The 26801-nt window shown below is 39.0% G+C and carries 22 protein-coding genes and 1 tRNA gene; 13 read left to right on the forward strand and 10 right to left on the reverse strand.

The window, feature by feature from the left end; genetic code table 11:
* From Q4D72_RS06620 to Q4D72_RS06630, 3 genes are all read right to left on the reverse strand, one after another.
* A partial coding sequence (locus Q4D72_RS06620) for a heavy-metal-associated domain-containing protein (RefSeq protein ID WP_368502035.1) occupies nt 1-227 on the reverse strand: 227 nt, incomplete at its 3' end.
* Between the two features lies 1 nt (nt 228).
* Complete coding sequence (locus Q4D72_RS06625) at nt 229-2499, reverse strand: TonB-dependent receptor (protein ID WP_303076938.1); 2271 nt, start codon at nt 2497-2499, stop codon at nt 229-231.
* Between the two features lie 119 nt (nt 2500-2618).
* Complete coding sequence (locus Q4D72_RS06630; protein ID WP_303076909.1) at nt 2619-2993, reverse strand: hypothetical protein; 375 nt, start codon at nt 2991-2993, stop codon at nt 2619-2621.
* A gap of 265 nt (nt 2994-3258) precedes the next feature.
* Here Q4D72_RS06630 and Q4D72_RS06635 point away from each other — a divergent pair, with 265 nt between their 5' ends.
* The 3 genes from Q4D72_RS06635 to Q4D72_RS06645 are packed head-to-tail and all read left to right on the forward strand — an operon-like array spanning nt 3259 to nt 6730.
* Nucleotides 3259-4452: an alanine dehydrogenase gene (locus Q4D72_RS06635; RefSeq protein ID WP_303076911.1), complete on the forward strand. Its 1194-nt coding sequence runs from the start codon at nt 3259-3261 to the stop codon at nt 4450-4452.
* Nucleotides 4453-4475: 23 nt separating this feature from the next.
* Nucleotides 4476-4823, forward strand: coding sequence for a DUF4258 domain-containing protein (locus Q4D72_RS06640; protein ID WP_303076913.1), 348 nt, complete (start codon nt 4476-4478; stop codon nt 4821-4823).
* An 11-nt stretch (nt 4824-4834) separates the two neighbouring features.
* Entirely contained in the window at nt 4835-6730 is a 1896-nt protein-coding gene (locus Q4D72_RS06645; protein ID WP_303076914.1) for an ATP-dependent DNA helicase RecQ, read from the forward strand.
* Between the two features lie 44 nt (nt 6731-6774).
* Here Q4D72_RS06645 and Q4D72_RS06650 read toward each other — a convergent pair.
* The 6 genes from Q4D72_RS06650 to ychF form a co-directional block, all read right to left on the reverse strand.
* A tRNA-Gly gene (locus Q4D72_RS06650) sits at nt 6775-6847 on the reverse strand.
* A gap of 183 nt (nt 6848-7030) precedes the next feature.
* Nucleotides 7031-8245, reverse strand: a complete 1215-nt coding sequence (locus Q4D72_RS06655) for a folylpolyglutamate synthase/dihydrofolate synthase family protein (protein WP_303076915.1) — start codon at nt 8243-8245, stop codon at nt 7031-7033.
* 92 nt (nt 8246-8337) lie between these two features.
* Entirely contained in the window at nt 8338-9189 is an 852-nt protein-coding gene (locus Q4D72_RS06660) for an energy transducer TonB (RefSeq protein WP_303076916.1), read from the reverse strand.
* A gap of 7 nt (nt 9190-9196) precedes the next feature.
* On the reverse strand, nt 9197-9583 hold the full coding sequence (locus Q4D72_RS06665; RefSeq protein ID WP_303076918.1) for a biopolymer transporter ExbD: 387 nt from the start codon (nt 9581-9583) through the stop codon (nt 9197-9199).
* A 25-nt stretch (nt 9584-9608) separates the two neighbouring features.
* Nucleotides 9609-10307: a MotA/TolQ/ExbB proton channel family protein gene (locus Q4D72_RS06670; RefSeq protein ID WP_303076919.1), complete on the reverse strand. Its 699-nt coding sequence runs from the start codon at nt 10305-10307 to the stop codon at nt 9609-9611.
* Between the two features lie 269 nt (nt 10308-10576).
* Complete coding sequence (ychF, locus tag Q4D72_RS06675; protein WP_303076920.1) at nt 10577-11668, reverse strand: redox-regulated ATPase YchF; 1092 nt, start codon at nt 11666-11668, stop codon at nt 10577-10579.
* Nucleotides 11669-12282: 614 nt separating this feature from the next.
* On the opposite strand from ychF, the gene Q4D72_RS06680 reads away from it, so the two are divergent.
* The 9 genes from Q4D72_RS06680 to Q4D72_RS06720 all read left to right on the forward strand — a co-directional run bounded on the left by Q4D72_RS06680 (nt 12283) and on the right by Q4D72_RS06720 (nt 23496).
* Nucleotides 12283-13182, forward strand: coding sequence for a TIGR01777 family oxidoreductase (locus Q4D72_RS06680; RefSeq protein ID WP_303076921.1), 900 nt, complete (start codon nt 12283-12285; stop codon nt 13180-13182).
* Nucleotides 13183-13252: 70 nt separating this feature from the next.
* Nucleotides 13253-13513 carry a hypothetical protein gene (locus tag Q4D72_RS06685; protein ID WP_303076923.1) on the forward strand — a complete coding sequence of 87 codons (261 nt, stop codon included), beginning with the start codon at nt 13253-13255 and terminating at the stop codon, nt 13511-13513.
* A 649-nt stretch (nt 13514-14162) separates the two neighbouring features.
* Nucleotides 14163-15842 carry a ribonucleoside-diphosphate reductase subunit alpha gene (locus Q4D72_RS06690; protein WP_303076940.1) on the forward strand — a complete coding sequence of 560 codons (1680 nt, stop codon included), beginning with the start codon at nt 14163-14165 and terminating at the stop codon, nt 15840-15842.
* 499 nt (nt 15843-16341) lie between these two features.
* On the forward strand, nt 16342-18867 hold the full coding sequence (gene gyrA / locus Q4D72_RS06695) for a DNA gyrase subunit A (RefSeq protein ID WP_303076924.1): 2526 nt from the start codon (nt 16342-16344) through the stop codon (nt 18865-18867).
* Between the two features lie 94 nt (nt 18868-18961).
* Nucleotides 18962-20224 carry a lipopolysaccharide assembly protein LapB gene (locus tag Q4D72_RS06700; RefSeq protein WP_303076926.1) on the forward strand — a complete coding sequence of 421 codons (1263 nt, stop codon included), beginning with the start codon at nt 18962-18964 and terminating at the stop codon, nt 20222-20224.
* A gap of 156 nt (nt 20225-20380) precedes the next feature.
* Complete coding sequence (gene panD / locus Q4D72_RS06705) at nt 20381-20731, forward strand: aspartate 1-decarboxylase (RefSeq protein ID WP_303076928.1); 351 nt, start codon at nt 20381-20383, stop codon at nt 20729-20731.
* Between the two features lie 46 nt (nt 20732-20777).
* Nucleotides 20778-21731: a lysylphosphatidylglycerol synthase transmembrane domain-containing protein gene (locus Q4D72_RS06710; RefSeq protein WP_303076930.1), complete on the forward strand. Its 954-nt coding sequence runs from the start codon at nt 20778-20780 to the stop codon at nt 21729-21731.
* A gap of 60 nt (nt 21732-21791) precedes the next feature.
* The gene (locus tag Q4D72_RS06715; RefSeq protein WP_303076931.1) at nt 21792-22700 is read left to right on the forward strand and encodes an alpha/beta hydrolase; all 909 of its coding nucleotides are present in this window, start codon (nt 21792-21794) and stop codon (nt 22698-22700) included.
* A 475-nt stretch (nt 22701-23175) separates the two neighbouring features.
* On the forward strand, nt 23176-23496 hold the full coding sequence (locus Q4D72_RS06720) for a hypothetical protein (protein WP_303076932.1): 321 nt from the start codon (nt 23176-23178) through the stop codon (nt 23494-23496).
* Between the two features lie 92 nt (nt 23497-23588).
* On the opposite strand, the gene Q4D72_RS06725 is transcribed toward Q4D72_RS06720, so the two are convergent.
* Nucleotides 23589-24743, reverse strand: coding sequence for an RsmD family RNA methyltransferase (locus Q4D72_RS06725; protein ID WP_303076934.1), 1155 nt, complete (start codon nt 24741-24743; stop codon nt 23589-23591).
* A gap of 257 nt (nt 24744-25000) precedes the next feature.
* Between Q4D72_RS06725 and Q4D72_RS06730 the strand changes: the two genes are divergently transcribed.
* Nucleotides 25001-26801 (forward strand): alpha-1,3-galactosidase B (locus tag Q4D72_RS06730; protein WP_303076936.1); only part of this gene is annotated, 1801 nt, incomplete at its 3' end.

Below are 26801 nucleotides of genomic sequence, written 5' to 3' on the forward strand. Positions count from 1 at the left end.
GAGCATTTCCGTTCGTCGATAACAAGTTGCATATTGCCACTTTCAACATTCCAATCGGCACTTTTAACGCCTTTTACCGAATAGGCAGCTTTTTCAATGCGTTTTTTACACATTTTGCAGTTACCGCCTACGGGAAATTCCACTTTTTTGTTCTTATTGGGTGATTCTTGTGCCATAAGCAGCCCGAAAAAGCAAAATAAAGTTGTAAAAATTAAAATTTTCTTCATTTTATAAGTATTTTTGAGTGTTTTTTGTCCAATTTCTGATTTTAAATCGCAATCCTGCATAATACATTTGTCCAAACGAAGGAGCGTACAGTAAAGTGCTATCAAAATACATTCCAAAAGGGTCGTTTGCCGCTAAAATTCCGTTTTCTTGTTTGTAATTTCCGATGTTTTCACCACCTATGTAAATTTCAAATTCGTGTGAAAACGTTTTGGTTATTTGCGCATTTATCACGGCAAAAGCAGGAGCGTAATCAGCTGTTTGAAAGGCTTTTGGATTACTTTTTGTTGATGGAAGTCGTTGCGCTCCAAGCCAGTTGTACGTCAGGTCAAACGCCCATTTTTTGTGATTCCGTTCGGGAGTTTCATACGCTACATTAGCAAAAAAACGATGTTTGGGCGTAAGCGGTTTTTCGGCCTGCCCGCTCAAAAATTGAGTTTGTACGTCATAAAATTTATAGGCAGTTTTAAAATCCAAACCACGTAACGGCGTGATGCTCAGTTCTGTTTGAAATGAATTAGCGAAACTTTTTCCGTTTAAGTCATAAAATAAAACTTTTTGTGGTGAAGCATCGGTATCAACAACTATTTGATTTTCAAAGTGAGTTCGGTAAAAATCAACGGTAATTTCGGCATTTTTGTTGAAGATGCGAAACGATTGTGAAAAACTTCCGCCGTAATTCCACGCAATTTCAGGATGCAATCCGTAGATTTTTCCGTTATTATTTCGGATTTCAAATTGCCTGTTGGACGCAAAAAAATGTTGATTTTCAGCAAAAATGTTTGCCACTCGTTTTCCGCGTCCGGCAGAGGCTCTAAACACGGCATCTGCCCACGGATTGTATCGTAAATGCAGTCGGGGCGTTATAAAATTGCCTAATCGGTTGTGCGTATCGGCTCTAATTCCGGCTACTAAACTGAAATTTGCCAAGTTGTCATAGGTGTACTCAAAAAAGCCACCAAATGACCGATCGGTTCGTGAAAAATCAACGGTTAAGTTGTTTGTTACCAATTCATTAAAGTTGTCATAAACAAAGTTTATTCCCGTTGAAAATTTATGCTTCACATTGCTTATGATGGAATTGTAAATCAAGTTGGAATAGAAGCTACGTTGCTTTATATCATACTGATTCAGACCGAAATACGAGTCTTGCTGATACGATTGAAATGAATTTTGAAAACCGATGCTTTTGTGAGATGCTTCGGGGAAAACATAACCGATTTTATTTGAAGCGGTTATTCTTTCGGAAAATATTTGGCTTCCCCACGTATTTGTAGTAAATTTATCTTTTGCTGGGTTAAATTGCATTTCGCCGGCTTGTCGTTCGTCTTTCAAATAATTTATGTTCAGAAAACCTACCCATCCTTTCTCAGAATCAGTAAATTGCCATCGGTTTAACAAATTAATTTGATTTCCGATGGGATGGTCAATAAAACCGTCGTGATTGTGATCGTTTTTTGCTTGCCGAATGTTTCCGTGAGCGAAAAGCGTAGTGCTCCATTTGTCAGAGAGTTTCTGGTTCACGTGGGCATTCGCTTCCAAACGACTGTCTTGTGAGCCGTACAGATTTAAATAAAAAGGAAAGTCGGTAGCGGGTTTTAAAATTTCGTAATTTATTTGCCCTGAGATGCTTTCAAATCCATTGATAACGCTTCCTGCTCCTTTTGTGATTTGGATACTTTCAACCCAAGTACCCGGGATGAACGATAGTCCGTAAGCTTGTGAAGCACCCCGAAGCGTGGGAACGTTTTCTTCTGCCATTAAAATATACGGACTTGTAAGCCCCAACATTTTAATTTGTTTATTTCCGGTGACGGCATCAGAAAAATTTACGTCGATAGACGGATTTGTAGAAAAACTTTCTGAAAGGTTACAGCAAGCAGCTTTTAAAAGTTCTTTACTGCTCATTATTTGAATATCAGCAACTTGGTATTTTGAACGGATGGTAGCAGCTCTTTTTTGACTTACAACCACTTCGTCCAGATTGTTATCAGGTTGCATTTGCACGCTTGTAACTGATTCTGAAAGTGTATTGACTTTCTGAGTTTTATATCCGATATAGCTAAAAATTAACGTGCCGGAATTTGGCGTTTTTTTGATGGTGAAATTTCCGTTTTCATCGGTTGAAACGCCTATGCTTGTTCCGTTCCAATAGACATTTACGCCCGCCATAGGCATTTGATTTTCATCAATAACTTGCCCTTTTTCATAACCTTGTGAAAAGAGCATCAAGGGCAAAAATAGCCCTATGTAAAAAAAGTATTTATTCATTATTTTTTTTCGTATTTATGATGGGAATATTTTTGAGAATAAATTCCCGTTGCGTTACTAATTTGATTTTTAGTTAAATGTAAATCTGGTTATTTTCAGTGTATTACATTAATGAAAATCAATTACGCATAAAATACGAGTTGGCAATAAAGTGTGTATAGCGGAGGCGCATTCAAATCCACATAAAAAGCAGGCGTACTTTTTTTGGATTTTATGTTTTCCGTATTTTGAAAATGAAAGAATTGCGTTTCAGAAGGTAGAAATGTTGAAAATGTCAGCTTGAAAATTTGTGTAATGACTTTATTTTCAGAACTTGACGATTCAAACGTTTGATTATCACAACAATTACTGTGTTCATCGCTGTTGGCACAACAACTTTCGTCTATCGGGCAACAATCAGTTTGTGAGGAAGTTGAGTGCAAAAAATCCAACGAAACGGAGGCAATTTCATCACCACAATAATGAAACGCCAAAGCCCACCCTGAATTAGAGTACAAAATGAGTGTTGTTAATAATATGCTTATATATCGTTGAATCACGGGGCAAAAATAGCGGTAACTTTTAATTTGTGATGTTAAAAAAATATTAATTTTTTTAGCACTATGCGTAATTCAAATTAAATATGGTGCTTTTTTACGAGTTGTTATCTCTGAACTTATTCTTGCAATCAATTAAAAATGAGTGTTTTGAAAATCTTTTATTAATATGTTTGTTTCTTTACGTTGGGCGTTTTATCTTTGTGGTTTTTACAAGTAGAAAATTATGCCATCATTATCTACATTTTCAAAATTTTTGCCTCAGGAAGAGTGCTTGGCAGTGTCCAATCAACGGAATTCCTTAAAGATAGGTTTGCCAAAAGAAAGCACCTTTCAAGAACGACGCATTTGTTTAGCACCTGACGATGTGGCTGTTTTGGTAGCCAACGGGCATCAGATATTGATAGAATCAGGGGCGGGTGAAAGTGCCAATTTTTCGGATACGGATTATAGCGAAGCAGGAGCTGAAATTGCGTATGACACGCAGCAAGTTTTTGCCTGTCCGATTGTTTTAAAGGTGGAACCGCCCACCAAAACCGAGATTGATTACCTGCGCCCGAAATCCGTTTTGATTTCGGCTTTGCAAATAAAAACACAGGAAAAGGACTATTTTGAGGCACTTTCCAAAAAGCAAATTACAGCTTTGGCTTTTGAATATATTCAAGATGATGAGCGTAACTTTCCTGTTTTACAATCAATTAGTGAAATTACAGGAGAAGCTTCGGTTTTGATTGCTGCTGAGTTGATTGCCGAAACTTCCAACGGAGGCGGGGGGCTTCTTTTTGGAAATATTACGGGAGTGCCGCCCATTGAGGTGGTTTTTCTCGGGGCGAATGATATCACGGAAGCGGCGGTGCGTTCGGCTATCGGGCTGGGTGCTAACGTAAAAGTATTTGACCATTCATTGGCAAATTTGCGTCGCCTTAAACAAAATGTTTGCGCACCCGTTTTCACTTCAACTTTGCAACCTAAAATCTTGAAAAAGGCTTTAATGCGCTGTAACGTTCTTATCGGAGCGATGCGGGGAGCGAATCGTGCCCCCGTGATAATCAATGAAGATATGGTACAGTTGATGAAAAAAGGTTCTGTAATTGTTGATGCCAGTATCGACACCGGTGGGTGCATTGAAACCAGCCGTGTTACTACCTTGGCAAATCCGACCTTTATCAAACACAATGTGGTACATTACTGTGTGCCGAATATGGCTTCGCGCTATGCCCGAACGGCTTCGTTTACATTAAGTAACATACTGATGCCCTTTATATTAAAGATAGGAGAAGAAGGCGGTATCGAAAATATTTTACATACCGATAAGGGCTTCCGAAACGGGCTTTATTTTTATCACGGGGTGCTGACAAACAGTACAGTGTCAGAGTGGTTCGGACTTCCGTATAAGCCTATTGATTTGTTATTTATTTGATTTACAGATTTATTTACTAAAAAATGTCGATACTGCAACGCATAGGATATTACGCCATAGGGCTTTCACTGGGTATTGTAATTGTGGCTTTCTTCTTTAAAAAGAAAGGAACAGACGAATTTTGTTATTTCCCTAATTGTAGGGTTTTGAAGGATTTACGTTCCAAAAATGTTGAAATTTCATCAAACGTTCTAGTTTCAGAAGAAGAACTTGCCGTTATTTTCACGCAAGGCGATGTGCTTTTTTCAAAAAGTGACGTGAATGCCTCTCCGTGCAAAAAATATGTGATTGAAGGTGAATTACAAGGAAAAAAAGTAGAAATAACGGTTGAAAACTGCACTGATAAAGTGATAGTTACCTCGTTAAAATAGCTTAATGATAAGTGAATACACCGCTTGCCATACTCAAAAAATACTGGGGTTACGATTCGTTTCGTGAGCCTCAAACCCGTATTGTGACATCTGTTTTGCAAGGAAATGACACTTTGGCATTGATGCCAACCGGAGGCGGAAAATCCATTACCTTTCAAGTTCCTGCATTAGTAAAAGAGGGTATTTGCATTGTGGTTTCGCCTTTGGTAGCGCTTATGACCGACCAAGTTGAAAACCTCAAAAGCAGAGGCATCAAGGCACTTTCCATAGCCGGAGGTATTTCATATGCCGATTTGGAGCGATTGCTAAGTAATGCAATATGTGGTAATTATAAATTTCTGTACCTGTCGCCCGAGCGTTTGCATCAAGAAGTGGTTCAGAGTTTTATCAAGCAAATGAACGTCAATTTAATAGCTATTGATGAGGCGCACTGTGTTTCCCACTGGGGGAAGGATTTTCGTCCGGCATATTTGAAATGCAAATGGCTGAAAGAACAGTTTCCAAACGTGCCGATGTTGGCATTGACCGCTTCGGCTACGGAAAAGGTGCAGAATGACATTGTGCAACAGTTGGGTATCGAAAAAGCAACGGTCATTTCCACATCGTTAAAGCGTTCCAACATCGCTTATATGGTTTTTAAAACCGATGCCAAGTGGCAGCGATTGGAACAAATTTTAAAGAAAAATCAAGGTAGTTCCATAGTGTATGTTCGCAGTCGTAACGCTACGATTCATTTAGCGGAATATTTGCAAGAACGAGGAATTTTGGCAACTTTTTTTCACGGCGGGCTTTCGGCTGATGAAAAAAATAAAAAGCTAAGTATTTGGTTGTTAGGTGATATTCAAGTGATGGTTGCCACCAATGCCTTCGGAATGGGGATTGATAAGCCCGATGTTCGAACCGTTATCCATTGGGAAATCCCTACAACAATTGAAGATTATTTTCAAGAAGCGGGCAGGGCAGGGCGTGATGGTCAGAAATCGTATGCCGTGTTGTTGTATGATGATTTTGATTTGCAAAATGCAGAAAATCAGTTAAAAGAACAAATAATTGACACTCAATATCTCAAACTTATCTACGCCAAATTGAATGCCTATTTTAAAATAGCTTATGGTGAGGGAGCGGAAATTCCGTTGCAATTCCAGTTTTCTGATTTTTGCAAGCGTTATGGTTTGCATTTTCAGAAAACCTACAATGCGCTTTTGATGCTTGACAGGCTTTCGGTAATTTCGCTCAGCCAAAATTTTCACAATAAGGCAACCTTGCAGTTTTTGCCGTCAAGCTATGAAATTATCAATTATTTGAAAACGAATGCTGATTTTAAAGATCTTGTATTTTATCTTTTGCGTAATTTTCCCGGTATTTATGAGCAAACCCTTCCGATAAATATTGAAAAAATTGCCCAGAAAACAGGAATGGATACCACAAAAATTACGGAACAGCTTCAAAAGTTGCAACAAGCCGGTATTGTGTCTTATACGAGTGAAAGTACTGATGCTGAAATTGTTTTTAAAGTGCCAAGGGATGATGATCGTACTATCAATTCAGTTGCTAAAAATTTGAAAGAATATACCAATAATAAGACTGATTTACAGCAAGCTATGTTCCGTTATATACTTGATGACACCATCTGCAAAAGTGTGCAGTTATTAACGTATTTTGGCGAAAAGAAAGCAGAAGCGTGTGGAATTTGTTCCGTGTGTGTTTCAAAAAATCCTTCTATTTCGGTGGATATGAAGGAAATAGAAAATAAAATAATCGCTTTGTTAAAACAGAGCCCTCAATCATTTACCGAATTAGTTTTGGAATTACCTTTTGAAGAAAAAGATATATCGGAATGTCTTTATAATTTTTTAGATACTAATGTGTTGAAAATAAATGAGTTTAATAAGTATGTTTTAGCATAATTAAGAAAATAAAAAAGCAACCTTTTTAGGTTGCTTTTCTTTTGAGCGGGAGACGAGGTTCGAACTCGCGACATTCAGCTTGGAAGGCTGACGCTCTACCAACTGAGCTACTCCCGCCTATCCTTGTTTTTACGGGTGCAAATATACTACAATTACATATAAAGTTCCAAATATTTTTGTGTTTTTTTTCATTTTTTTGATTGAAAAAGCGTAATTATTTGTTATTGTGAAAATTGCAAAATAACATTTTTATGATTTTTATTCACTTACCTTTTTCACCCTTCACCACTTCACCTTTCCCTAAACAATTTCAGCCACCACAAAAGTGCTTCCGCCAACGAAAATAAAATCCGAAGGTAAACTGTGTTTTTTTGCAGCTGTTAGTGCTTCATTAACAGATGTATAGGCTTTTCCGATTAATCCTTTTCGGGAAGCCATTTCAGTTAAAATTTCAACATCTAATCCACGGGGAATATTGGGTTTACAAAAATAATAGTGTGCCTTTTTGGGGAACATATCCAGCACGGTTTCAACATCTTTTTCCTTTACAAAACCTAAAACAAGATGCAGATTGTCATATGATTGCTTTGAAATTTGCTCAATGACGTACGCTAATCCGGCTTCGTTATGCCCCGTATCGCAAATGATTTTCGGATTTTCCGACAGGGTTTGCCATCGCCCTTTCAGTCCCGTATTTTTCACTACATTTAGCAATCCGTTTTTGATGTTTTCATCGGAAATTTCCCAAAAATCATTCCGCAGAAAATCCAATACGGCAAGTACGCCTTTTATGTTTTTTTGTTGGTAAAGTCCTTGTAAATCAGTGTTTAAATCCGTTGTGATGGAAGAAGCGAAAATGATGGGAGCGTTTTCCTTTTTTGCTTTTTCAACAAATACGGAAGCTGTTTCTTCATTGCGTTCACTGATGACTACGGGCGTATTTTTTTTGATAATTCCGGCTTTTTCAACGGCAATTTTAGCAAGCGTATTGCCCAAAATATCGGTGTGGTCTTTGGAAATATTGGTGATGAGCGAAACTTCGGGATTTATGATATTGGTGGAATCAAACCGCCCGCCCAAACCAACTTCAATCACGGCGATATCTACTTGTTCCTTAGCGAAATAATCAAAAGCCAAACCAACGGTCATTTCAAAAAAAGAAAGATGATTTTCTTCAAAAAACGATTTGTGTTTTTTTACAAAATCAATTACTTCATTTTCAGTTATTTCTATTCCGTTTATTTTGATGCGTTCCCGAAAATCCTTTAAGTGTGGTGATGTGTACAATCCCACTTTGTAGCCCGCTTCTTGCAGAACGGAAGCCAACATATGGCTTGACGAACCTTTTCCGTTGGTGCCGGCAATATGCAGCGATTTGAATTTGGTATGCGGATTTCCTAAAAACGAAACAAGTTTTTGAATGTTGTCTAATTTGTGGTTCAGTGCTTTTTTGCCTTGGTTTTGGAACATCGGCAAACGACCGAACAGCCACGAGAGTGTTTCTTGGTAATTCATTATAAATAGTAGCTTGATACAAAATGAGATAACTTAAAAATTTTGTGAACAATTTTTAAATTATCTCATCCTTATGTGTGTAAAAAAGAATTTTATTCGCCTAATTTAAAGTTAATTACAATAAATCCAACTTGGCGGGCAGGCGCATTTGAATCGGCATTCCATTTGTGTTTGAAAGCCGTTTTTCGGGCGGCATCCAACAGACAGGGTTCACGACTGGTAGAGCCTTTTACTCCCGGGGTAGCTTTTACAACCTTTCCGTCTCTATCTACCTCAATTTGAACCACAATCGTCCCTGATTCGTTGCATTCTTGTGGTACATATCCTTCGACTTGAATGCTTCTTCCTTTGAGTCCCCAGCCTTTGCCTCCTGTTCCGGAACCTCCCGAACCGTAGTAACTGTTTGCATAAGGATTGCCGTCGGGGCTTCCTTTGTAACCGGCTATGTTGTCATCACCCTGCCCTCCTGAGGCGTTTCCTCCGGCATTGGCAGCCCCCAAAATGCTTGATAGCGCATCGGTGGTTTCTTTTGAAGGTTTGGGCTCTTCTTTTGGTTTTTCGGTAACTTCTTTTTTAGTGTTTTCTTTGGGTTTCTCCTTTTTCGGGCTTTCCTTTTTCTTTTCCTGTTTTTTGGGCTCTGTTGGCACAGCTATCTCTTCGTCGTTATCCTGCGCTAAAAGATTCTCTTTGGGTTCTTCCGATGAGGTTTCTTCCGGCTTGGTAACAGTTTCGGGCGGAGCGGTTTGTGGCTTTGAAGCGCTTGGTGGCGGAGTTCTTTCGCCCATTCCTTGTAAATCAACGCCGTAAATCACATCTATTCCGTTTTCAGGGGGCGGGTCTAAGTATTTTAGTCCGGCAAAAAAAAGTAAAAACGTAACAATCCCCATTATTAAAATGGTGATGGTAAGTGATTTGCGTTTATGTGCTGTGTCAATTAAACTCATAAAAAAATTATTTTGGACGTACTGCCAAAATCACTTTGTACTGATTTTGATTGGCGATGTCCATTACGGTTACGGCTTTTTCAATCGGTACGCTTTCTTCCACCCGTAAGATGATGGTGGGTTTGTCCACGCCCTGTAAAGCCGTTCGCAATTCTTGTTCCAAATTAGCAACGTCAATGGGTTTTTTATCAATAAAATAGTTTAAATCTTTATTGATGCTCACGGAAACGTTCTGTGTGTTGGTTGATTTTCCTTTGGCTTTGGGCAAAAGTAAATCAAGTGCATTGGGGCTGTTTGCCGTAATCATAAAGAAAACCAACAACAAAAACACGATGTCGGTCATTGACGACATACTGAACTCGGGGCTGACTTTATTTCTACCTCTTATTTTCATTTTTGTATTTTTTAGTGAGGTTTTGTTATACCGGCTCGTTCAATAGGTCTAAAAATTCAACGGCGTTGGCTTCCATTTGGTGAACGATTTTATCGGTTTGTACCACCAAGTGGTTATAGCCGATGTAGGCAATAATCCCTACGATAAGTCCTGCCACGGTGGTGGACATTGCCGTGTAAATACCGCCTGCTAAGGCACCCATTTCGGCTTGACCTCCGGCAGAAGCCATTTCGTGGAACGATACAATCATACCCACAACCGTACCCAAAAAGCCAATCATCGGTCCGGCTCCGGCAATGGTTGCCAAAATGGCGGTGTTTTTCTCCAATTTGTAAACTTCAAGCGTTCCGGCGTTTTCAATGGCTTTGTTAATGTCTTCAAGTGGTTTGCCAATGCGTGAAATTCCTTTTTCAATAAGGCGTGCTACCGGTGTGTTTGATTGAACGCAGAACATTCGGGCAGCGTCCAATTTTCCGGCTGAAATTCCGTCGCGAATTTTCATCATAAAGTTTTTATCGATTTTCGATGCCGATTTAATGGCAAACAATCGCTCAAAATAGATGAATAAGGCAACTGCCAACATCACAAAAAGTACGGCTATGATAACGGTACTGGCAGTGCCGCCATTGAGTATCATATCCATAACCGACAGTGTTTTTTCTTCAATAACAGCGGTTTCACTTGTAACGTTTGCCGTTTCAATAGGTGCTTGTAATACTAACATAGTAATCTTTGTTTTTTCTTAACATCAGGCAAAACTAAATAATTAATTCTAATTCTGCACGCTTTTTATTATTTTTTTATGTTTTTATTATTTAATTTTAAGAAATCAGTTTGCTTAATGAGTTGTTATTGAACTGATTGTTGTTTTTGATGATTTTTTAGTTGCATCAAAGAATTTATTGATTTTTTATCAAAAAAAGACGGATAACACGGCAAAAGCAACCTCTATTTTTGCCGTGTTATCCTTATTTTTGATTGGAATAAGATAAATTACACATTAAAACGGAAGTGCATCACGTCGCCGTCTTTCACGATGTATTCCTTGCCTTCCACACGCATTTTGCCGGCTTCTTTCACTTTGGCTTCGCTTCCGTAGGTAACAAAATCGTCGTAGGCGATTACTTCGGCACGAATGAATCCTTTTTCAAAATCGGAATGGATAACGCCCGCCGCTTTGGGTGCGGTGTCGCCTTGATGAATCGTCCACGCACGGACTTCCTTCACGCCTGCCGTAAAATATGTCTGTAAATTAAGCAGTTTGTACGCCGCCCGAATCAGTTTGGAAGCTCCCGGCTCGTCCAACCCGATGTCTTCTAAAAACATTTGTCGCTCTTCGTAGCTTTCCAATTCGGTGATGTCGGCTTCGGTGGCGACCGCCAAAACAATCACTTCGGCGTTTTCGTCCTTCACGGCTTCTTTCACTTGCTCCACGTATTTGTTGCCGTTTTTGGCAGAAGCCTCATCAACATTACACACATATAATATAGGCTTGGCGGTAAGCAGTTGGAACGAATCCATCAAATCCTGTTCATCATCAGCGATTTGTACGGCTCTTGCCGAGTTGCCCGATTCCAACGTGGTTTTAATTCGGTTTAAGAGTTCTTGTTCTTTGGCAGCTTTTTTATCGCCCGCTTTGGCGGCTCGGTTTACTTTATCGAGGCGTTTTTCAACGGTTTCGAGGTCTTTGAGTTGCAGTTCCACGTCGATGGTTCCTTTGTCGCGAATGGGATTTACGCTTCCGTCCACGTGCACGATGTTGTCGTTTTCAAAGCAGCGAAGCACGTGAATGATGGCGTTGCACTCGCGAATGTTACCGAGAAACTGATTGCCCAATCCTTCGCCTTTGCTGGCTCCTTTTACCAATCCGGCAATATCCACGATTTCAACGGTGGCGGGCAGTACGCGCTCGGGTTTTACCAATTCTTCGAGCTTTTCCAATCGGGGGTCGGGAACGTTCACCACGCCCAAGTTCGGTTCGATGGTACAAAACGGAAAGTTCGCACTCTGTGCCTTTGCGTTTGACAAACAATTAAATAAGGTGGATTTCCCCACGTTGGGAAGCCCTACAATTCCTGCTTTCATATTACTTTTTTAGGTGTTTTACAGCCCGAAAATGATTTAATGCCTTCATTTTAAGCCGTATTTCGTTTTATTAAAATCCGTGCAAAAGTACGAAAAAAAATCAGTTTACAAAATTATAAAAATTAGCGTTGATACCATATATTATATAGGTGTTTTATTGCGAGTTGTCAGGTTGGTTGTTCAAAACTTTCAAAAAGGTATTTTTGGGTTATTTGCTGTTTTGTAATGGTTTGAAAAATAGTTTGTTGTGATTCTTACGTATGAACTAAACAGCTTGTCGCTAACGGAGTTTGAGTCGGTTGGAAGGTGTGTTGCCGAGTCACTTGTCGGTTGATGTGTCGGACGCAAACAAACGCAAAAGAGCCCGCTTTTCTTCGGGTTTATTCTAACTAATTGATACGACCATACTTGCTTAAATTGTTAAAATCTTTGTTGAAAAGTTATTTAAAAAGGTATGTAAGAAATGAAAATTATAAACGTATCTTTGCGCGACAAGAAAAGGATAAAATACCTACTACCTCTTTATCTGTATATCCTAATTGATTGTTTGATAATGAATTATCGCCCTGATGTTTTGCGTTAAAGTTTTAGGGCTTTTGAATTTTTGTGTATAAATGAAAAAAGAAATCGTACTGATTACCGGAGCTAACGGTATGGTGGCACGCAGGCTTTCATCGGTGTTGGCGGAGCGCTATACACTGCGGTTTCTCACGCGCGAACCGCTTGCGTCAAACGAATTTCTTTGGGATATTGATAAACGATACGTCGCTGCTGAGGCACTCGAAGGGGTTAATCACCTTATCCATTTGGCGGGGGTATCGGTGGCGCAAAAGCGATGGAGCCGAAAGCAAAAGCAAAAAATTTGCGATAGTAGGGTGCAATCAGCAGCATTGTTGTTGCAATGTTTGAAAGAGCGGGGCGTGATGTTGCAAACCTTTATAAGTGCTTCGGCGGTGGGGTACTACGGAACTCAAACCACCGAACGCATCTTTACCGAAACCGACCCGCACGGGGCAGACTTTTTAAGCGACGTATGTGTGCAGTGGGAGCAGGCGGCAGAAGCCTTTGAAGCGGTGAGCCGGCGTGTGGTTATTATGCGGTTGGGAACGGTGCTCAGTGGCGAGGCGGGTGCACTACCGCAAATGGCAGCTACTGTGCGCTACGGATTCGGAGCGGCGCTTGCAACGGGCAAGCAATACGTAACGTGGGTTGATGTTGATGATGTATGTCGGTTTGTACAGTTTGCCCTTTCAACTGATATTAGCGGGGCGTTCAATGTGGTGGCTTCCGAAGCGGTAACCAATGCCGAACTAATGAAAGCCATTGCCAACGCGTTGCAACAAAAGTTGTGGTTGCCCAATGTTCCTGCTTATATAATAAGGTGTATGTTCGGTGAAATGGCGGTGCTGCTGCTTGAAGGAAGCCGTGTGTCCAACGAAAAGACAAAGGCGGCGGGGTTCGCTTTTCGGTATGAATCCTTGTCAGAAGCCCTGCAAAAAGCCTTGTCCAAATGAGGTGTTTAGGTAAAACATCCGTTGTATTGCAAATGCTCATCGGTTTGAAATAATAAAAACAATATAAATTATGAAAGTATCAACACAGATTCAAAAAGAAATTGACGCGGTGAGCCTGCCCGATTTCCGCTTAGGGGCATACATTTATATGGGTATGGGGTTGGTAAACGGTCATCGGGTTTGCATTTCAGTAGCCTACAAAATTGATTATTGCATCAAAAAGGCTGAACAATTTGTGCAGGCAGACCCTAACGTAACCTTTACGCATATTAATAAAGTAAAAGTAGGCGAGTTGGAGGCTTGTCAGCGGTTTTTGGTGGAAACGGATTGATTTTTCAAATAAAATAGACGTTTTAAAAAGGTAGCCTAACCGTATGACTTTTGAAATACAAAAAGAATGTTCTTGAAATTTTTAGGTAGGAAAGGATAAAATAGACAAAGCGTTTGTTTTTAATGGTTTGTCTGGATAGATAAAATTAACGGGCAGACACTAAAAAATCGCACGTACAAGTTTTAAAACTGCGACGTATCATTTCAGAAAATGCGAGGTATGATTTTGCAAATTGCGACGTCACATTTTTATGGATGACAAGAAGAAATTTTTTAAAAGAAAAGTGTGGGGTATTGAATTGATACGTTTCCGTAGGGGCGAATTGCAATTCGCCCAAAATATTCGGTGCGTTTCCATTGTGGTAAATTACCATTTTCCTAAAACATTCGGTACGTTTCCATTGTGGTAAATTACCGTTTGTTCAAAATATTTGGCGCGTCTCCGTAGGGGCGAATTGCAATTCGCCCGAAACATTTGATATGTCTCCGTTGGGATAAATCGCCATTCGCCCAAAATATTCAGTACGTCGAGTTTAATTGTAAAATACGTTTGGTAAACTAAAAAGATACATATATTTCTTCTTTCTTGAAGGAAGAAACTGATAAAAACAACCGTAAGAAATACATAAATAATTATATAAAACGATAACATTAACACTAAAAAACAAGTCAATATGAACGAAGAAACCAACATATGGTGGCTTAACGAAGAGTCAGAACAGATACTCAATCGCGGTTATTTGTTAAAGGGAGAAACGGTAGAGGGTGCTATCGATCGCATTACCCACGCGGCTGCTCGTCGCCTTTACAAACCCGAATTGCAACCGGCGTTCAAAGAGATGATTACCAAAGGCTGGATTAGTTTCTCTTCCCCGATATGGGCGAATATGGGAACCGAACGCGGCTTGCCCATTTCTTGCTTTAATGTTCACGTGCCCGACAGCATCGAAGGTATCACACACAAAATGGGCGAAGTGATAATGCAAACCAAGATTGGTGGCGGAACATCAGGATATTTCGGGGAACTGCGCAGTCGCGGTTCGGCGGTTACCGATAACGGAAAGTCAAGCGGAGCGGTGAGTTTTATGAAATTGTTCGATTCGGCTATGGACGTTGTCTCGCAAGGGGGCGTGCGTCGTGGCGCATTTGCGGCTTACTTGGATATTGACCATCCCGATGCTGAGGAGTTCCTTCAAATAAAAGACGTAGGTTTCCCCATTCAAAATCTCTTCTTTGGTTTGTGCGTTCCCGACTACTGGATGCAGGAAATGATTGATGGCGATTTGGACAAACGCAGGCTCTGGGCACGCGTTTTGGAAAGCCGTCAGCAGAAAGGGCTGCCGTACATTTTCTTCACCGATAACGTGAATCGCAATCGTCCGCAGGTGTATAAAGACCTAAATATGCCGATTCGTGCCAGCAATCTGTGTAGTGAAATTATGCTGCCGTCCTGTGAAGATGAGTCGTTTATCTGTTGTCTTTCATCAATGAACTTGGAGCTTTTTGATGAATGGAAAGACACGAAGGCGGTAAAGTTAGCCGTATTTTTCTTAGACGCCGTGCTCTCTGAGTTTATTGAAAAGACGAAAGATAACTACTACCTGCAATCGGCCCGCAACTTCGCTATTCGCCATCGGGCATTAGGCTTGGGTGTTTTGGGGTATCATTCCTATTTACAGAAGAATATGATACCGTTCGAGAGCTTCGAAGCCACGCAGTTTAATGCGCGCGCGTTCCGTCACATTCAGGAAGAAGCCGAAAAGGCTTCGCAAGAACTGGCGCACATTTACGGGGAACCCGAGGTGTTAAAAGGATACGGCAGACGCAACACCACCACAATGGCGATTGCGCCAACAACATCAAGCTCAGCCATTTTGGGGCAAGTCTCGCCGGGCATTGAGCCGTATGCGAGTAACTATTATAAGGTAGGCTTAGCCAAAGGGAACTTTATGCGTAAGAACAAATACCTAACGCGCCTGTTGGAAGAAAAAGGAATCAACAACGAAGATACGTGGCGCAGCATACGCCTTAATGACGGTTCGGTGCAGCATTTGCCGGAACTCACCCAGCAAGAGAAAAACGTGTTCAAGACCTTTAAAGAAATCTCACCGATGGAAATCGTAACGCAGGCGGCGCAACGGCAGGTGTACATCGACCAAGCGCAGAGCCTGAACCTGAACATTCCGTCCATTATGCCTATTAAAGACGTGAACAAAGTAGTCATTGAGGCGTGGAAGTTAGGCGTAAAAACCTTGTACTATCAGCGCAGCCAGTCCGTTGCCAAAGAGATGATTATGAATTTCGTAAATTGCAGCAGTTGCGAAGCGTAGTTTATAAACAGAAAAAGGAGGTTTGCAATGGTGTAAATCTCCTTTTTTTATAAACGAATTTAAACGTGTGGTTTTATTGTTTTTATAGTATGGCATTCCAAAACCCGACCGGACAATTCTTTCTTTAAAAAGTCCGAATTGAAGTGAAATTAGCTATGTTTTGAACGAAAATTAGCTATATTTCGTAAAAAAAATAGCTATGTTTGATACGAAAAATAGTTACTTTAAAAATGTTTTTTAGCTGAAAAACTGAAATTGTATTCCTTTTTTAAGCGTAAAAAGAAGGATTGTTAGCGTTGGGTATTAAATTGTTTTAAAGCCATAAATACAACAAATTACGCTAAATGTAGGGTATGTATATAATTATGTAACGTATTTATTATCAGCTTTGTTTTTGCGAAGTGCATAAAAAAACAATAATTTTTGTGCGTTGTTATGAATATTTTTCGTACATTAGCCCGTTGATTTATTAAACATAAGAATATAGTAAAATTTAATTATGACAGAAGGAGAAAAACTCATTCCGGTTGATATTGGTGATGAGATGAAATCCGCTTACATTGATTATTCAATGTCGGTAATTGTTTCGCGGGCGTTGCCCGATGTTCGCGATGGTTTAAAACCGGTGCATCGCCGTGTGCTTTTCGGGATGTACGAGCTGGGCGTTTTAAGTAACAGAGCTTATAAAAAATCCGCGAGAATCGTGGGGGAAGTGCTGGGTAAATACCACCCGCACGGTGACTCGTCAGTGTACGATACGATGGTTCGTATGGCACAAGAGTGGAATATGCGTTATATGTTGGTTGATGGGCAAGGAAACTTCGGTTCAATTGATGGGGACTCGCCTGCGGCAATGCGTTACACCGAAGCCCGTATGCGTAAAATATCGGAAGATATGCTTGCCGACATCGAAAAAGAAACTGTTGATCATCAACTGAACTTTGACGATACCTTGCAGGAACCCACCGTGTTACCAACCCGAATTCCGAGTTTGCTCGTGAACGGTTCGTCGGGGATTGCCGTGGGTATGGCAACCAATATGGCTCCGCACAATCTCAGCGAAGTGGTGGACGGTACAATAGCCTATATTGATAATCCTGATATCGAAATTGATGACCTTATTAAATATGTAAAAGCGCCCGACTTCCCAACAGGGGGAATCATTTACGGATACGAAGGCGTTCGTGAGGCTTTCAAAACCGGACGCGGACGCGTGGTAATGCGTGCAAAAGCCGATATCCAAGAGGTTAAAGGCAAAGAATGCATCGTGGTTACTGAAATTCCGTATCAGGTGAATAAGGCTTTGATGGTAAAACAAACTGCCGACCTTATAAAAGACGGAAAACTCGACGGAATTACCGAAATTCGTGATGAATCATCAGGGCGTGGCGGTATGCGTATCGTTTACGTGCTTAAACGCGATGCCGTTCCGAATGTGGTTTTGAACAATTTGTTCAAACACACGGCGTTGCAATCATCGTTCAGTGTCAATAACATTGCATTGGTAAACGGTCGTCCGCAGTTGTTGAATTTGAAAGAGTTGATTCATTATTTTGTGGAGCATCGTTATGATGTGGTGTATCGCCGTACGGAATTTGAACTTCGCAAAGCCAAAGAAAGAGCCCATATTTTAGAAGGATTAATCATCGCTTCGGATAATATTGATGAAGTAATTGCCATTATTCGCTCGTCAGAAAGCCCCGATGAGGCACGTGAGCGATTGATGAAACGTTTTGAACTTTCTGAAATTCAGTCACGAGCCATTGTTGAGATGCGTTTGCGTCAGCTTACGGGTCTTGAACAAGATAAATTGCGTGCCGAATATGAAGAAATCAAAAAATTAATCACCGATTTGGAAGATATTTTGGCTCGTAAAGAACGTCGTACCGAAATAATTAAGGAAGAATTGCTTGAAGTGAAAGAAAAGTACGGTGATTCGCGTCGTTCACAAATTGAATACGCCGGCGGGGAGTTCAGTGTGGAAGATATGATTCCTGATGAAACGATGGTTATCACTATTTCGCACGCGGGTTACATCAAACGTACCTCACTTGCCGAGTACAAAACGCAAAACCGAGGCGGCGTAGGTCAGAAGGCATCAACCACGCGTGACCAAGACTTTTTGGAGCATCTGTTTGTGAGTTCAAACCACCAATATATGCTTTTCTTCACGCAAAAAGGAAAATGTTTCTGGATGCGGGTTTACGAAATTCCCGAAGGAAGCAAAACTTCAAAAGGGCGTGCCATTCAGAACCTTATCAATATTGAACAAGACGATAAAGTGAAGGCTTTTGTGAGTGTTCAAAATCTGAAAGATGAAGAATATATCAATAATAACTATTTGATAATGACCACCAAGCAAGGGATTGTTAAAAAAACCTTGTTGGAGCAATATTCTCGTCCGCGTCAAAACGGAATTAACGCCATCACCATTAAAGAAGGCGACGAATTGCTTGAAGCGAAACTTACTTCGGGTAACAGCCAATTGATGTTGGCGGTGAAATCGGGGCGTGCCATTCGTTTTGCCGAAGATAAAGTGCGTGCCGTTGGGCGTAATTCGCAAGGTGTTCGTGGTATTGATTTAGATACTGAAAATGATGAAGTTGTCGGGATGATTGCCATTGAAAATCCGCAGGAAGAAACCGTGCTTGTGGTTTCGGAAAACGGATACGGAAAACGCTCCTACATCGATGAACCGGAAACGGGCGAGGCAGTTTACCGAATTACCAATCGTGGCGGAAAAGGTGTGAAGACCATTTCCATCACCGAAAAAACCGGAAATTTGGTAGCCATCAAGAGTGTGCTTCCGGGCGAAGATTTGATGATTATCAACAAATCAGGAATTGCCATTCGCTTGCCGATAGACGATTTACGCATTATGGGTCGTGCCACACAAGGGGTTCGTTTGATAAACATCAAAGGAAATGACTCCATTGCGGCGGTTGCCAAAGTAATGAAAGAAGAGGAGGACGAAGCCGGCGTTTCTGACGAAAATACCGAAACAAATACAGAAGTTGAAGGATAAAATCATATAAACTTTGCCGAAAAACATTTTTTGGCAAAGTTTATGCTTGCTTTGGCTTGTGATAAAATATAAAATAATTTCAAAAACAAAACAGATGAAAAAATCATTAGTAGTTGCATCAGCGCTGTTGGTATCGGCTGTTGCATTCGGACAAAAAAAGGAATTAAGAGAAGTTGAAAAACAAATCAAAAAAGGGGATTTAACGGCTGCCAAATCGGCTTTGGAACAAATCAAAGGAGTGGCGACAGCAAGCAAAGAGTTTGCGCCTCAGTATTACTTTTTGGAAGGGCAAATGAACTTGGCAAATGCTAAGAAAAACGTAAATGTGAGTACTTCGCTTCAAAGTGCGTCGATGGCTTTTTCAAAAGTAAGAGAATTGGAGGGCGAAAAAGGAAAATATGCAACGCAAATGTTGCCTTTTGTTGATGAAGCTACTGCCATTGCCGTAAAACAAGCGCAAGAGTCGTATGAGCGCAAGGATTTTAAAAAAGCAACGATGGCTTTTGAGCAAGTGTATCGCTTGAATCCGAAAGATACCGTGTTTTTGTACAACGCAGCCGTGGTTGCCGTGCAAGACAAAAATTATGACACGGCTTTGAAACATTACAAAGAGCTGAAAGACATCAATTATGACGGAACAGAAATGGTGTACTACGCAAAAGAAAAGCAAACCGGCAAAGAAGAGGCTTTTGGTAGTAAAAATCAGCGTGATTTGATGGTTAAAGGTGGTACGCACGTGAGTCCGCGAAATGAAAAAACGCCTTCAAAACGTGCTGAAATTGTTAAAAACGTTGCTTATATTTACGTGGAGCAAGGCAAAAATGACGAAGCATTGGCTGCTTTTGCCGAAGCGCGTAAAAACTATCCAAACGATGCCAATTTAATTGTGCAAGAGGCTTCTATTCATTTGCAATTGGATAACAAAGATAAATTCAAAGAGTTAATGCAAGAGGCATCAAAATTAGAACCTCAAAATGCAGATTTGCAGTACAATATCGGGGTGATTAATATGCAACAGGGCAACATTCTTGAAGCGCGTAAAGCCTTTGAACAAGCTATTAAAATCCGTCCTGATTATGCCGATGCAGCACTCAATATTTCAACAACTTACATCAATGAAGGAAACGCATTGGTTGAGCAAATGAATACCTTGGGCAATTCAAAAGCTGACACGATGAAATATGAAGAATTGAGAGAGCAAAAAGACGGATTCTTCAAAAAAGGGGCTGAGGTTTTGGAAAATTATCTAAAAACACAAGGTAAGAACGAAACGATTTTGGAACAGCTTAAAAATATTTACGGAGCTTTGGGCGATAGCGCTAACTTCCAAAGAGTAAAGGGCTTACTAGGTCAATAATCTTAATTAAGTGATGTTTTTGGTGAAAAGCGTGAGGCGTGTTGCTTCACGCTTTTTGTTTTACTGTCACAAGCCGATTTAAACTTTTCTGTGGCTAATTTTTCTACTTTCGACTTTTAGTTCTATCTTTGCCACCGACTTTTTTAAAACAAAAAAATGCAGATAGAAGTACTAAAATCAAAAATCCATCGGGTTACCGTTACGGGGGCAGATCTGAATTACGTGGGCAGCATCACCATCGACGAAGATTTGCTTAACGCCGCCAATATGATTGAAGGCGAGAAAGTTGCCATCGTGAATGTAAACAACGGCGAACGTTTGGAAACTTACATCATAAAAGGAAAACGAGGTTCGGGCGATATTGTCCTGAATGGGCCCGCAGCCCGAAAGGTGCAAAAAGGCGATGTTATCATCATTATTTCTTACGGAATTATGGATTTTGAAAAAGCAAAACAATTCAAACCTTCCATCGTTTTTCCGGACGAGAAAACAAATAAAATTCAATAATCCTCCTGCATAATTTAAATACGCCCAAGGCGTTTTATCCGGTAAAATGAAATACGTAAAAATTATTATTCCGCTGTGTTTAGGTCTTTTTTTATGCGCATTTGCATATAATCAATTCTCGGAAGAGCAACTATCTCAAATAAAAGAAGAATTTGTTGGCGCTAACTATTTTTATGTTGGTTTGTCAATGTTTTTTGGTTTTTTGAGTAATCTTTCACGTGGATTGCGCTGGCAGCTACTGCTTTCGCCTTTGGGCTATCGTACAAAATCGTACAATCGGGTTATGGCAGTGTTTGTCGGATATTTGGTGAACGTTACCATACCGCGCTCGGGCGAAATTTCACGTGCTTTGGTGGTAAATCGGTATGACGGAGTTCCGTTTGATAAAGCCTTCGGGACAATCATATCTGAGCGTGTGGTTGATTTTATACTGCTGATGCTTTTCACGGCAACGGTTTTCATAATTCAATTTGATTTGATAAGTGCGTTTCTTCTCTCAAAGATTCCGTTTCAAAAATTATTGCTGTTGGCAACTTTCGCACTTGTTGCGGTAGCTGTCTTTTTTTGGTGGTTATATAAATCGAAAAGCCCGATAGCTGCAAAAATCAGTAAGTTTGTTGTCGGCTTGAAAGAGGGAATATTATCGATTGCCAAACTAAAACAAAATCGGAATGCCTTTATTGCGCACACTATTTTTATATGGGCGATGTACGTTTTGATGTTTTACATTCCGTTTTTTGCACTTGAACAAACCGTTGGGGTATCTTTCGCAACGGTACTTACGGCTTTCGTGGTGGGAGGTTTTGCTATCACGTTTACTAACGGAGGTTTCGGGTCGTATCCGTTTTTTATCGCTGAAATACTTTTAATTTTCGGCATTCCGTTGGTAATAGGAACGGCTTTCGGGTGGATTGTCTGGATTTCACAATTTGTTATGATGCTCTTTTTCGGGACTCTTTCGTTTATTTTGTTGCCTATATTAAACCGAAAGAAAGCATAATTTGTTTTTCCGATAGCTTGATAAAGCTAATTTTTATCTCATTTTAAACAAAAATATGTTATGAATAAACAAAAACTACTTGTCGGGGCTTTATTGTTATCTTGTTTTTGGGCTTGTTCACCTGTCGGAACAGATGCGATAGCTCTCGGCGATGAAAATCCATCTGTAAATGCACCGTTATATGATGTCGGGACGATAATTAATGAACCTTTACGCATAAATTATGCTAACGGAAACAAAAAAATAACTATTTATGGTGAAATTATAGCTCCGAAAGGTTATGAAAAACAACCCTTGCCTTTGGTGATATTAGCAACAGGATTTGGCGGAAGTCTCGACTTTGTTGCTTCACAATATGCAGAAGCTATTGCAAAAGAAGGATTTATTACGTATAGTTTCGATTTTTATGGTGGAAATGTAGGAAGCCGAAGTGGTGGTACAATGCAAGAAATGTCAGTTTTTACACAGACTGATGACCTTGTGGCGGTGCTGAATCATTTAAGCGGACTTCCGTTTGTGGATAAAAATGCCGTTTTTCTGTTAGGATACAGCCAAGGCGGACTTGTTTCGGCAATTGCGGCAGCTGAAAATACTAAAAAGGTAAAAGGAGCGGTGTTGCTCAATGCTGCGTTTAGTCTTCCCGATTTTGCAAGATATCTTTTCAAATCAGTAGATGATATTCCGCAAACAATTTCTTTTGAAGGGCATACATTGGGCAAGGTGTATTTTGAACGATTACTTTCTTATGATATTTACGCACAATTGCCGGCATTTAAAAATGAAGTGTTGCTTATTCACGCACAAAATGATGAACTTATTCCGCTTTTGTATGCGGAAAAGGCACATCAAATCTATCCTAAATCGGAATTAAGAATAATTAAAGGCGCAACACATCTATTTTCAGAACAAGAAAATACAACTCTTTTTCCTTTTATAAAATCATATTTAAAACGAAATACAACTAAATGAACACTTCTGTGATGTGTTTGTGTTTTCCGTAAAACATAAAATATTTCCATAGCTATTAAATTAATAGATTATTGACTCTTTTTGTAGTTTTTTGCAAAAAGAGTTTTTTTATTTATAACTATCGGAGTTTATTTTTGATGTATATTTATATTCCCGATAACTTTATATTTATTAACTTTGTAAAATTTTTAACCTTTTATAAAGTTTTTTTATGAAAGTATAGTGTCGGGAATATGCCGAAAACCATCGGGGAATGTCCGAAAGCTATCGGGAGGTATTTTGTTGATGTTATTGTACTATAACTTTGTCAAAGATTTAAACTTTGATAAAGGTTTTAAGTATTAGTTATGATTGTAATAGTTAGTGAAATTAGGTATTTTTTTCAGAAAATAAAAAATATTTTAAAGAATAGTTTGTGATTAAAAATAATTTTATATCTTTGCAATGAAGTAACTAATTTTAGAAATAAAAAGCTATGTCAAAAACAAAAAAAAGTTATGCAGAAACAATTTCATTAACTCAAGAAATGATTTCAGGTTTGAAATTACATCAGGAAGCTGTTGCTAAACGTGGTTTAACAGAGGAGTTTATTTTGGAACTTGATAAAGCACGTCAGGAAGCTGTCGCACTTAATGATGAACAAGCAAAGGTAAAAGCGCAACTTAAAGCAAAAACAGAGGCTTTAAACAGCAAGATGGACGATATTTATAAAAAGCTGGGGGAAGCTAAAAAAGTAGTAAAATTGGCTATGCCACAATCACAATGGATTTCTTGCGGGATTAAAGATAAACGCTAATAAAATCCGCGTATAAAAAACTGTTTTTTCTGTACTGCCTTTGGTAATATTATAGCATATTACCAAAGGTTTTATGCTATTTTTTAGTCTGCCTATGCTTTGAAAACTTCCCCGATAAGTATTTCTTTTCCGCCGATAGATTGGGTGAAAATCAAGTAATCACTGCCACCTTCTTTCAGTTTATACTTCTTTTTTACTTCATCAACGGACAAAGGATAGTTTTTAGTAATTAGGTTGTATTTTCCTCCTTTTTCAATGTTCTTTGCTGAAATGGAGTTGACTCTTACTATCCGACCAGGGAAGTTAGCTTTCAACTCATCGGACGTATATAGATGCGTATTGATGTCTAATTTCTCCAACCTGAACGCAGCTGCGATTAAGTTAAACGCACCTGACTTTAACAAGGCGTTATTTGGGATATATAAAAAGGTTTTAGGCGCAGAAAAGGCCGCTTTTGAGGTGTCAATTGCTTCAATTGGGAATGAAAATTCGGTATCATCGGTGTCTAAATTCACACATTGGCAAGTGATATTTCCGGTTGCGTTTTGGCTGTTCTGAACAACGAAAAGCTCTTTTACATCATTCTTAACGGCGATGACAGCTATGTGTTCAATGTTCGCAAGTGCGGACAAAAGATACTTTATATCGATTAAAGGTGAGAGTTTAAGCAACACTTTGTCTGTAATTTGCCACAGTTTTTCCTGAATAAGGAGTAAGTTAGGCGATAAATCGTCTAATAAAAACTTTTTTTGGTTATTTGAGTCCCGACGTGCCGGGTCAATAAAAACAACATCGAATTTTTGTTGGTTTGCTTCGAGAAAAGCCTCGATAGTTGTTTGATGTATGTGCGCAGTTCGCTTTAAAACTCCCCAATTATGGGCAACTAAGTTGCATAATGTCGGATTTTGTTCCACTAAATGGACTTCTTTAAAGTTTTGTGAAAGGAAAAAAGCATCAACTCCTAAGCCGCAAGTGAGGTCTAAGAATGTGTTTCCGCTTAATCCGGCAGCTTTAAATTCAGCTGTTTGCTGTGATGAGGCTTGTTCCAAATTCAGTTGCGGAGGAAAGATAATGTTTGCTGCAGTTAAGAAAGGGAATTTCTTTTGTGCTACTTTTCTTCCGACAATTTGCTCGGCTAAATCCTTATTTGAAACAGAATCAAAAATAGGTTTTTTTAGCACTAAATCAGTAACCTTGATATTTAAATTAGCAAGGATAAAATCTTGGATAGCTTTGTCTAAAATCATATCAGTTGTTTTGTTTGCGTTTATATATTTATTTTTAGTTGCGAATACTATCGCTTTAAATGATATGGCAAAATTAATAAAAAAATGAATTATAAAAGCATTATTCTCAAAATATTATTGATTAATGCTATATTTTTTGGTACTAATTAGCTATTATTTGATAAATAAAATTAAAAATGGGTTGTGTAATTTTGTTTATTTTAGTATATTTGCATAGTTATTTTTAAAATAAGGAATTAATGTAAATTTGTTTAGAGATGAAAAAAATATATTTTGTACTATTTTTTGTATTAATAATACTGTCGGGTTGTAAAAGTAAGCTGTCGGATACTTCCCGAAAACAGGAAATTTTTAAAAACTATGTTTCGGAAATAAAAAATCAGATAGAAAATCTGAAAAATAATGATAAAACTGAAAAAAGTATTGTTTTAAAGAAAGGGATTTATCATTTTTATCCCGATGGTAGCTTTGAAAAAGAGCTATATATATCGAATCACGACCAAGATAATCCTAAAAAAGTAGGTTTTTATCTTGAAAATTTAAAAAATGTAGTGATTGATGGGAATGGAAGTGAGTTAATTTTTCACGGAACAATGATTCCATTTGTATTGAAGAATTGTCAGAATGTAATCTTAAAGAATTTTTCAATAGATTTTCATACGCCCCATTTGCGACAACTTGAAATTATAGAAGTGGATAAAGAAAAAGATATTTCGGTAGTGGAAATATATCCCAAAGACCATTATAAAATAGAAAATGATAAGTTGTATATACAGGTTGATGATTATAAATATGTTCCGCAATGGGTGATGGCTTTCAGGGAAGATAAAAGATTAACATATCAACGTGCCGATGTTGATTTTGAAACTAAAAAAGTGCGTGAGCTACGTCCGAATGTATTGGAGATAGAAGGATGGAGTCAGCATAAACATACGGCAAAAGGAGAGCGATTTGTATTACGGAATTATCATCGTCCTACGCCTTCAATCGTAGTTGATTATTGTAAAGATACATATATCGAAAACGTAAAAATACATTACGCTTATGGTATGGGATTATTGGCACAACTTTCTGAAAATATAACACTTAATAAATTTGCTGTCTGCTTAAATCCGAATGATGCGCGCTATTTCACTACTCAAGCCGATGCTACGCATTTTTCGGCTTGCAAAGGATTGATACTCTCGGAAAATGGTTTGTATGAAGCGATGGGTGATGATGCCATTAATGTGCACGGAACTTATTTGAAAATAATTGAGCGCATTAATGAAAATACCATCCGCGCGCAGTATATGCACCCACAAGCGTGGGGATTTTTGTGGGGTGAAGTAGGGGACGAGGTGCAGTTTCTTTCGGCAAAAACAATGGAGCTTACTGATGGGAAAATCTATAAGATAAAAGCTATCCGATCGGTGGATAAGCCTTCAGAATTTGGTGCGAAGACCTTTGATATTGAGTTAAATGAGAATATCCCACAAGAAATTACTTCTGACAAGCAGTATTCTATTGAAAACTTGACGTGGACACCCGAAGTTATCTTTAAAAATAATATAATCCGGAATAATCGGGCTCGCGGAGCCCTATTTAGTACGCCCCGAAAGGTGGTTTGTGAAGGAAACTTGTTTGACCATACGCACGGAACGGCAATTTTGCTTTGCGGCGACAGTAATGGTTGGTATGAAACGGGCGCTTGCCGTGATGTTATCATCAAAAATAATCATTTTGTGAATGCTTTAACGGCAAACTATCAATTTACAAATGCAATCATATCAATTTATCCTGAAATTCCTGATTTGGAATCACAAAAGCAGTATTTTCATTCTAACATTATGATTGAAGATAATATTTTTGAGTTGTTTGATGAACCGATTTTGTATGCTAAATCGGTAAATAATCTTACCTTTAAACATAATAAGATAATAAAGAACACAGACTTTAATCCTTTTCATTGGAATAAGCATAAATTCTTCTTTGAACGTGTAAAAAATGTGATTGTTAAAGATAATTTATTTAAAAAAGAGTTATCGGGAGAAAAAAATAAGTTATCGGGAGTAAAAA

The sequence above is a fragment of the Capnocytophaga sp. genome (assembly GCF_030532915.1).
In the GTDB taxonomy this organism is placed as follows: Bacteria; Bacteroidota; Bacteroidia; order Flavobacteriales; family Flavobacteriaceae; genus Capnocytophaga.

Excerpts from the sequence above, each read along its gene's own strand:
- Q4D72_RS06720 (WP_303076932.1), top strand. The coding sequence starts at position 23,176 with ATGTCAAAAACAAAAAAAAGTTATGCAGAAACAATTTCATTAACTCAA.
- Q4D72_RS06670 (WP_303076919.1), bottom strand. The coding sequence starts at position 10,307 with ATGTTAGTATTACAAGCACCTATTGAAACGGCAAACGTTACAAGTGAA.
- Q4D72_RS06725 (WP_303076934.1), bottom strand. The coding sequence starts at position 24,743 with ATGATTTTAGACAAAGCTATCCAAGATTTTATCCTTGCTAATTTAAAT.
- ychF (WP_303076920.1), bottom strand. The coding sequence starts at position 11,668 with ATGAAAGCAGGAATTGTAGGGCTTCCCAACGTGGGGAAATCCACCTTA.
- Q4D72_RS06655 (WP_303076915.1), bottom strand. The coding sequence starts at position 8,245 with ATGAATTACCAAGAAACACTCTCGTGGCTGTTCGGTCGTTTGCCGATG.
- Q4D72_RS06710 (WP_303076930.1), top strand. The coding sequence starts at position 20,778 with ATGAAATACGTAAAAATTATTATTCCGCTGTGTTTAGGTCTTTTTTTA.
- Q4D72_RS06680 (WP_303076921.1), top strand. The coding sequence starts at position 12,283 with ATGAAAAAAGAAATCGTACTGATTACCGGAGCTAACGGTATGGTGGCA.
- Q4D72_RS06660 (WP_303076916.1), bottom strand. The coding sequence starts at position 9,189 with ATGAGTTTAATTGACACAGCACATAAACGCAAATCACTTACCATCACC.
- panD (WP_303076928.1), top strand. The coding sequence starts at position 20,381 with ATGCAGATAGAAGTACTAAAATCAAAAATCCATCGGGTTACCGTTACG.
- Q4D72_RS06700 (WP_303076926.1), top strand. The coding sequence starts at position 18,962 with ATGAAAAAATCATTAGTAGTTGCATCAGCGCTGTTGGTATCGGCTGTT.
- Q4D72_RS06665 (WP_303076918.1), bottom strand. The coding sequence starts at position 9,583 with ATGAAAATAAGAGGTAGAAATAAAGTCAGCCCCGAGTTCAGTATGTCG.
- Q4D72_RS06635 (WP_303076911.1), top strand. The coding sequence starts at position 3,259 with ATGCCATCATTATCTACATTTTCAAAATTTTTGCCTCAGGAAGAGTGC.
- gyrA (WP_303076924.1), top strand. The coding sequence starts at position 16,342 with ATGACAGAAGGAGAAAAACTCATTCCGGTTGATATTGGTGATGAGATG.
- Q4D72_RS06640 (WP_303076913.1), top strand. The coding sequence starts at position 4,476 with ATGTCGATACTGCAACGCATAGGATATTACGCCATAGGGCTTTCACTG.
- Q4D72_RS06715 (WP_303076931.1), top strand. The coding sequence starts at position 21,792 with ATGAATAAACAAAAACTACTTGTCGGGGCTTTATTGTTATCTTGTTTT.
- Q4D72_RS06685 (WP_303076923.1), top strand. The coding sequence starts at position 13,253 with ATGAAAGTATCAACACAGATTCAAAAAGAAATTGACGCGGTGAGCCTG.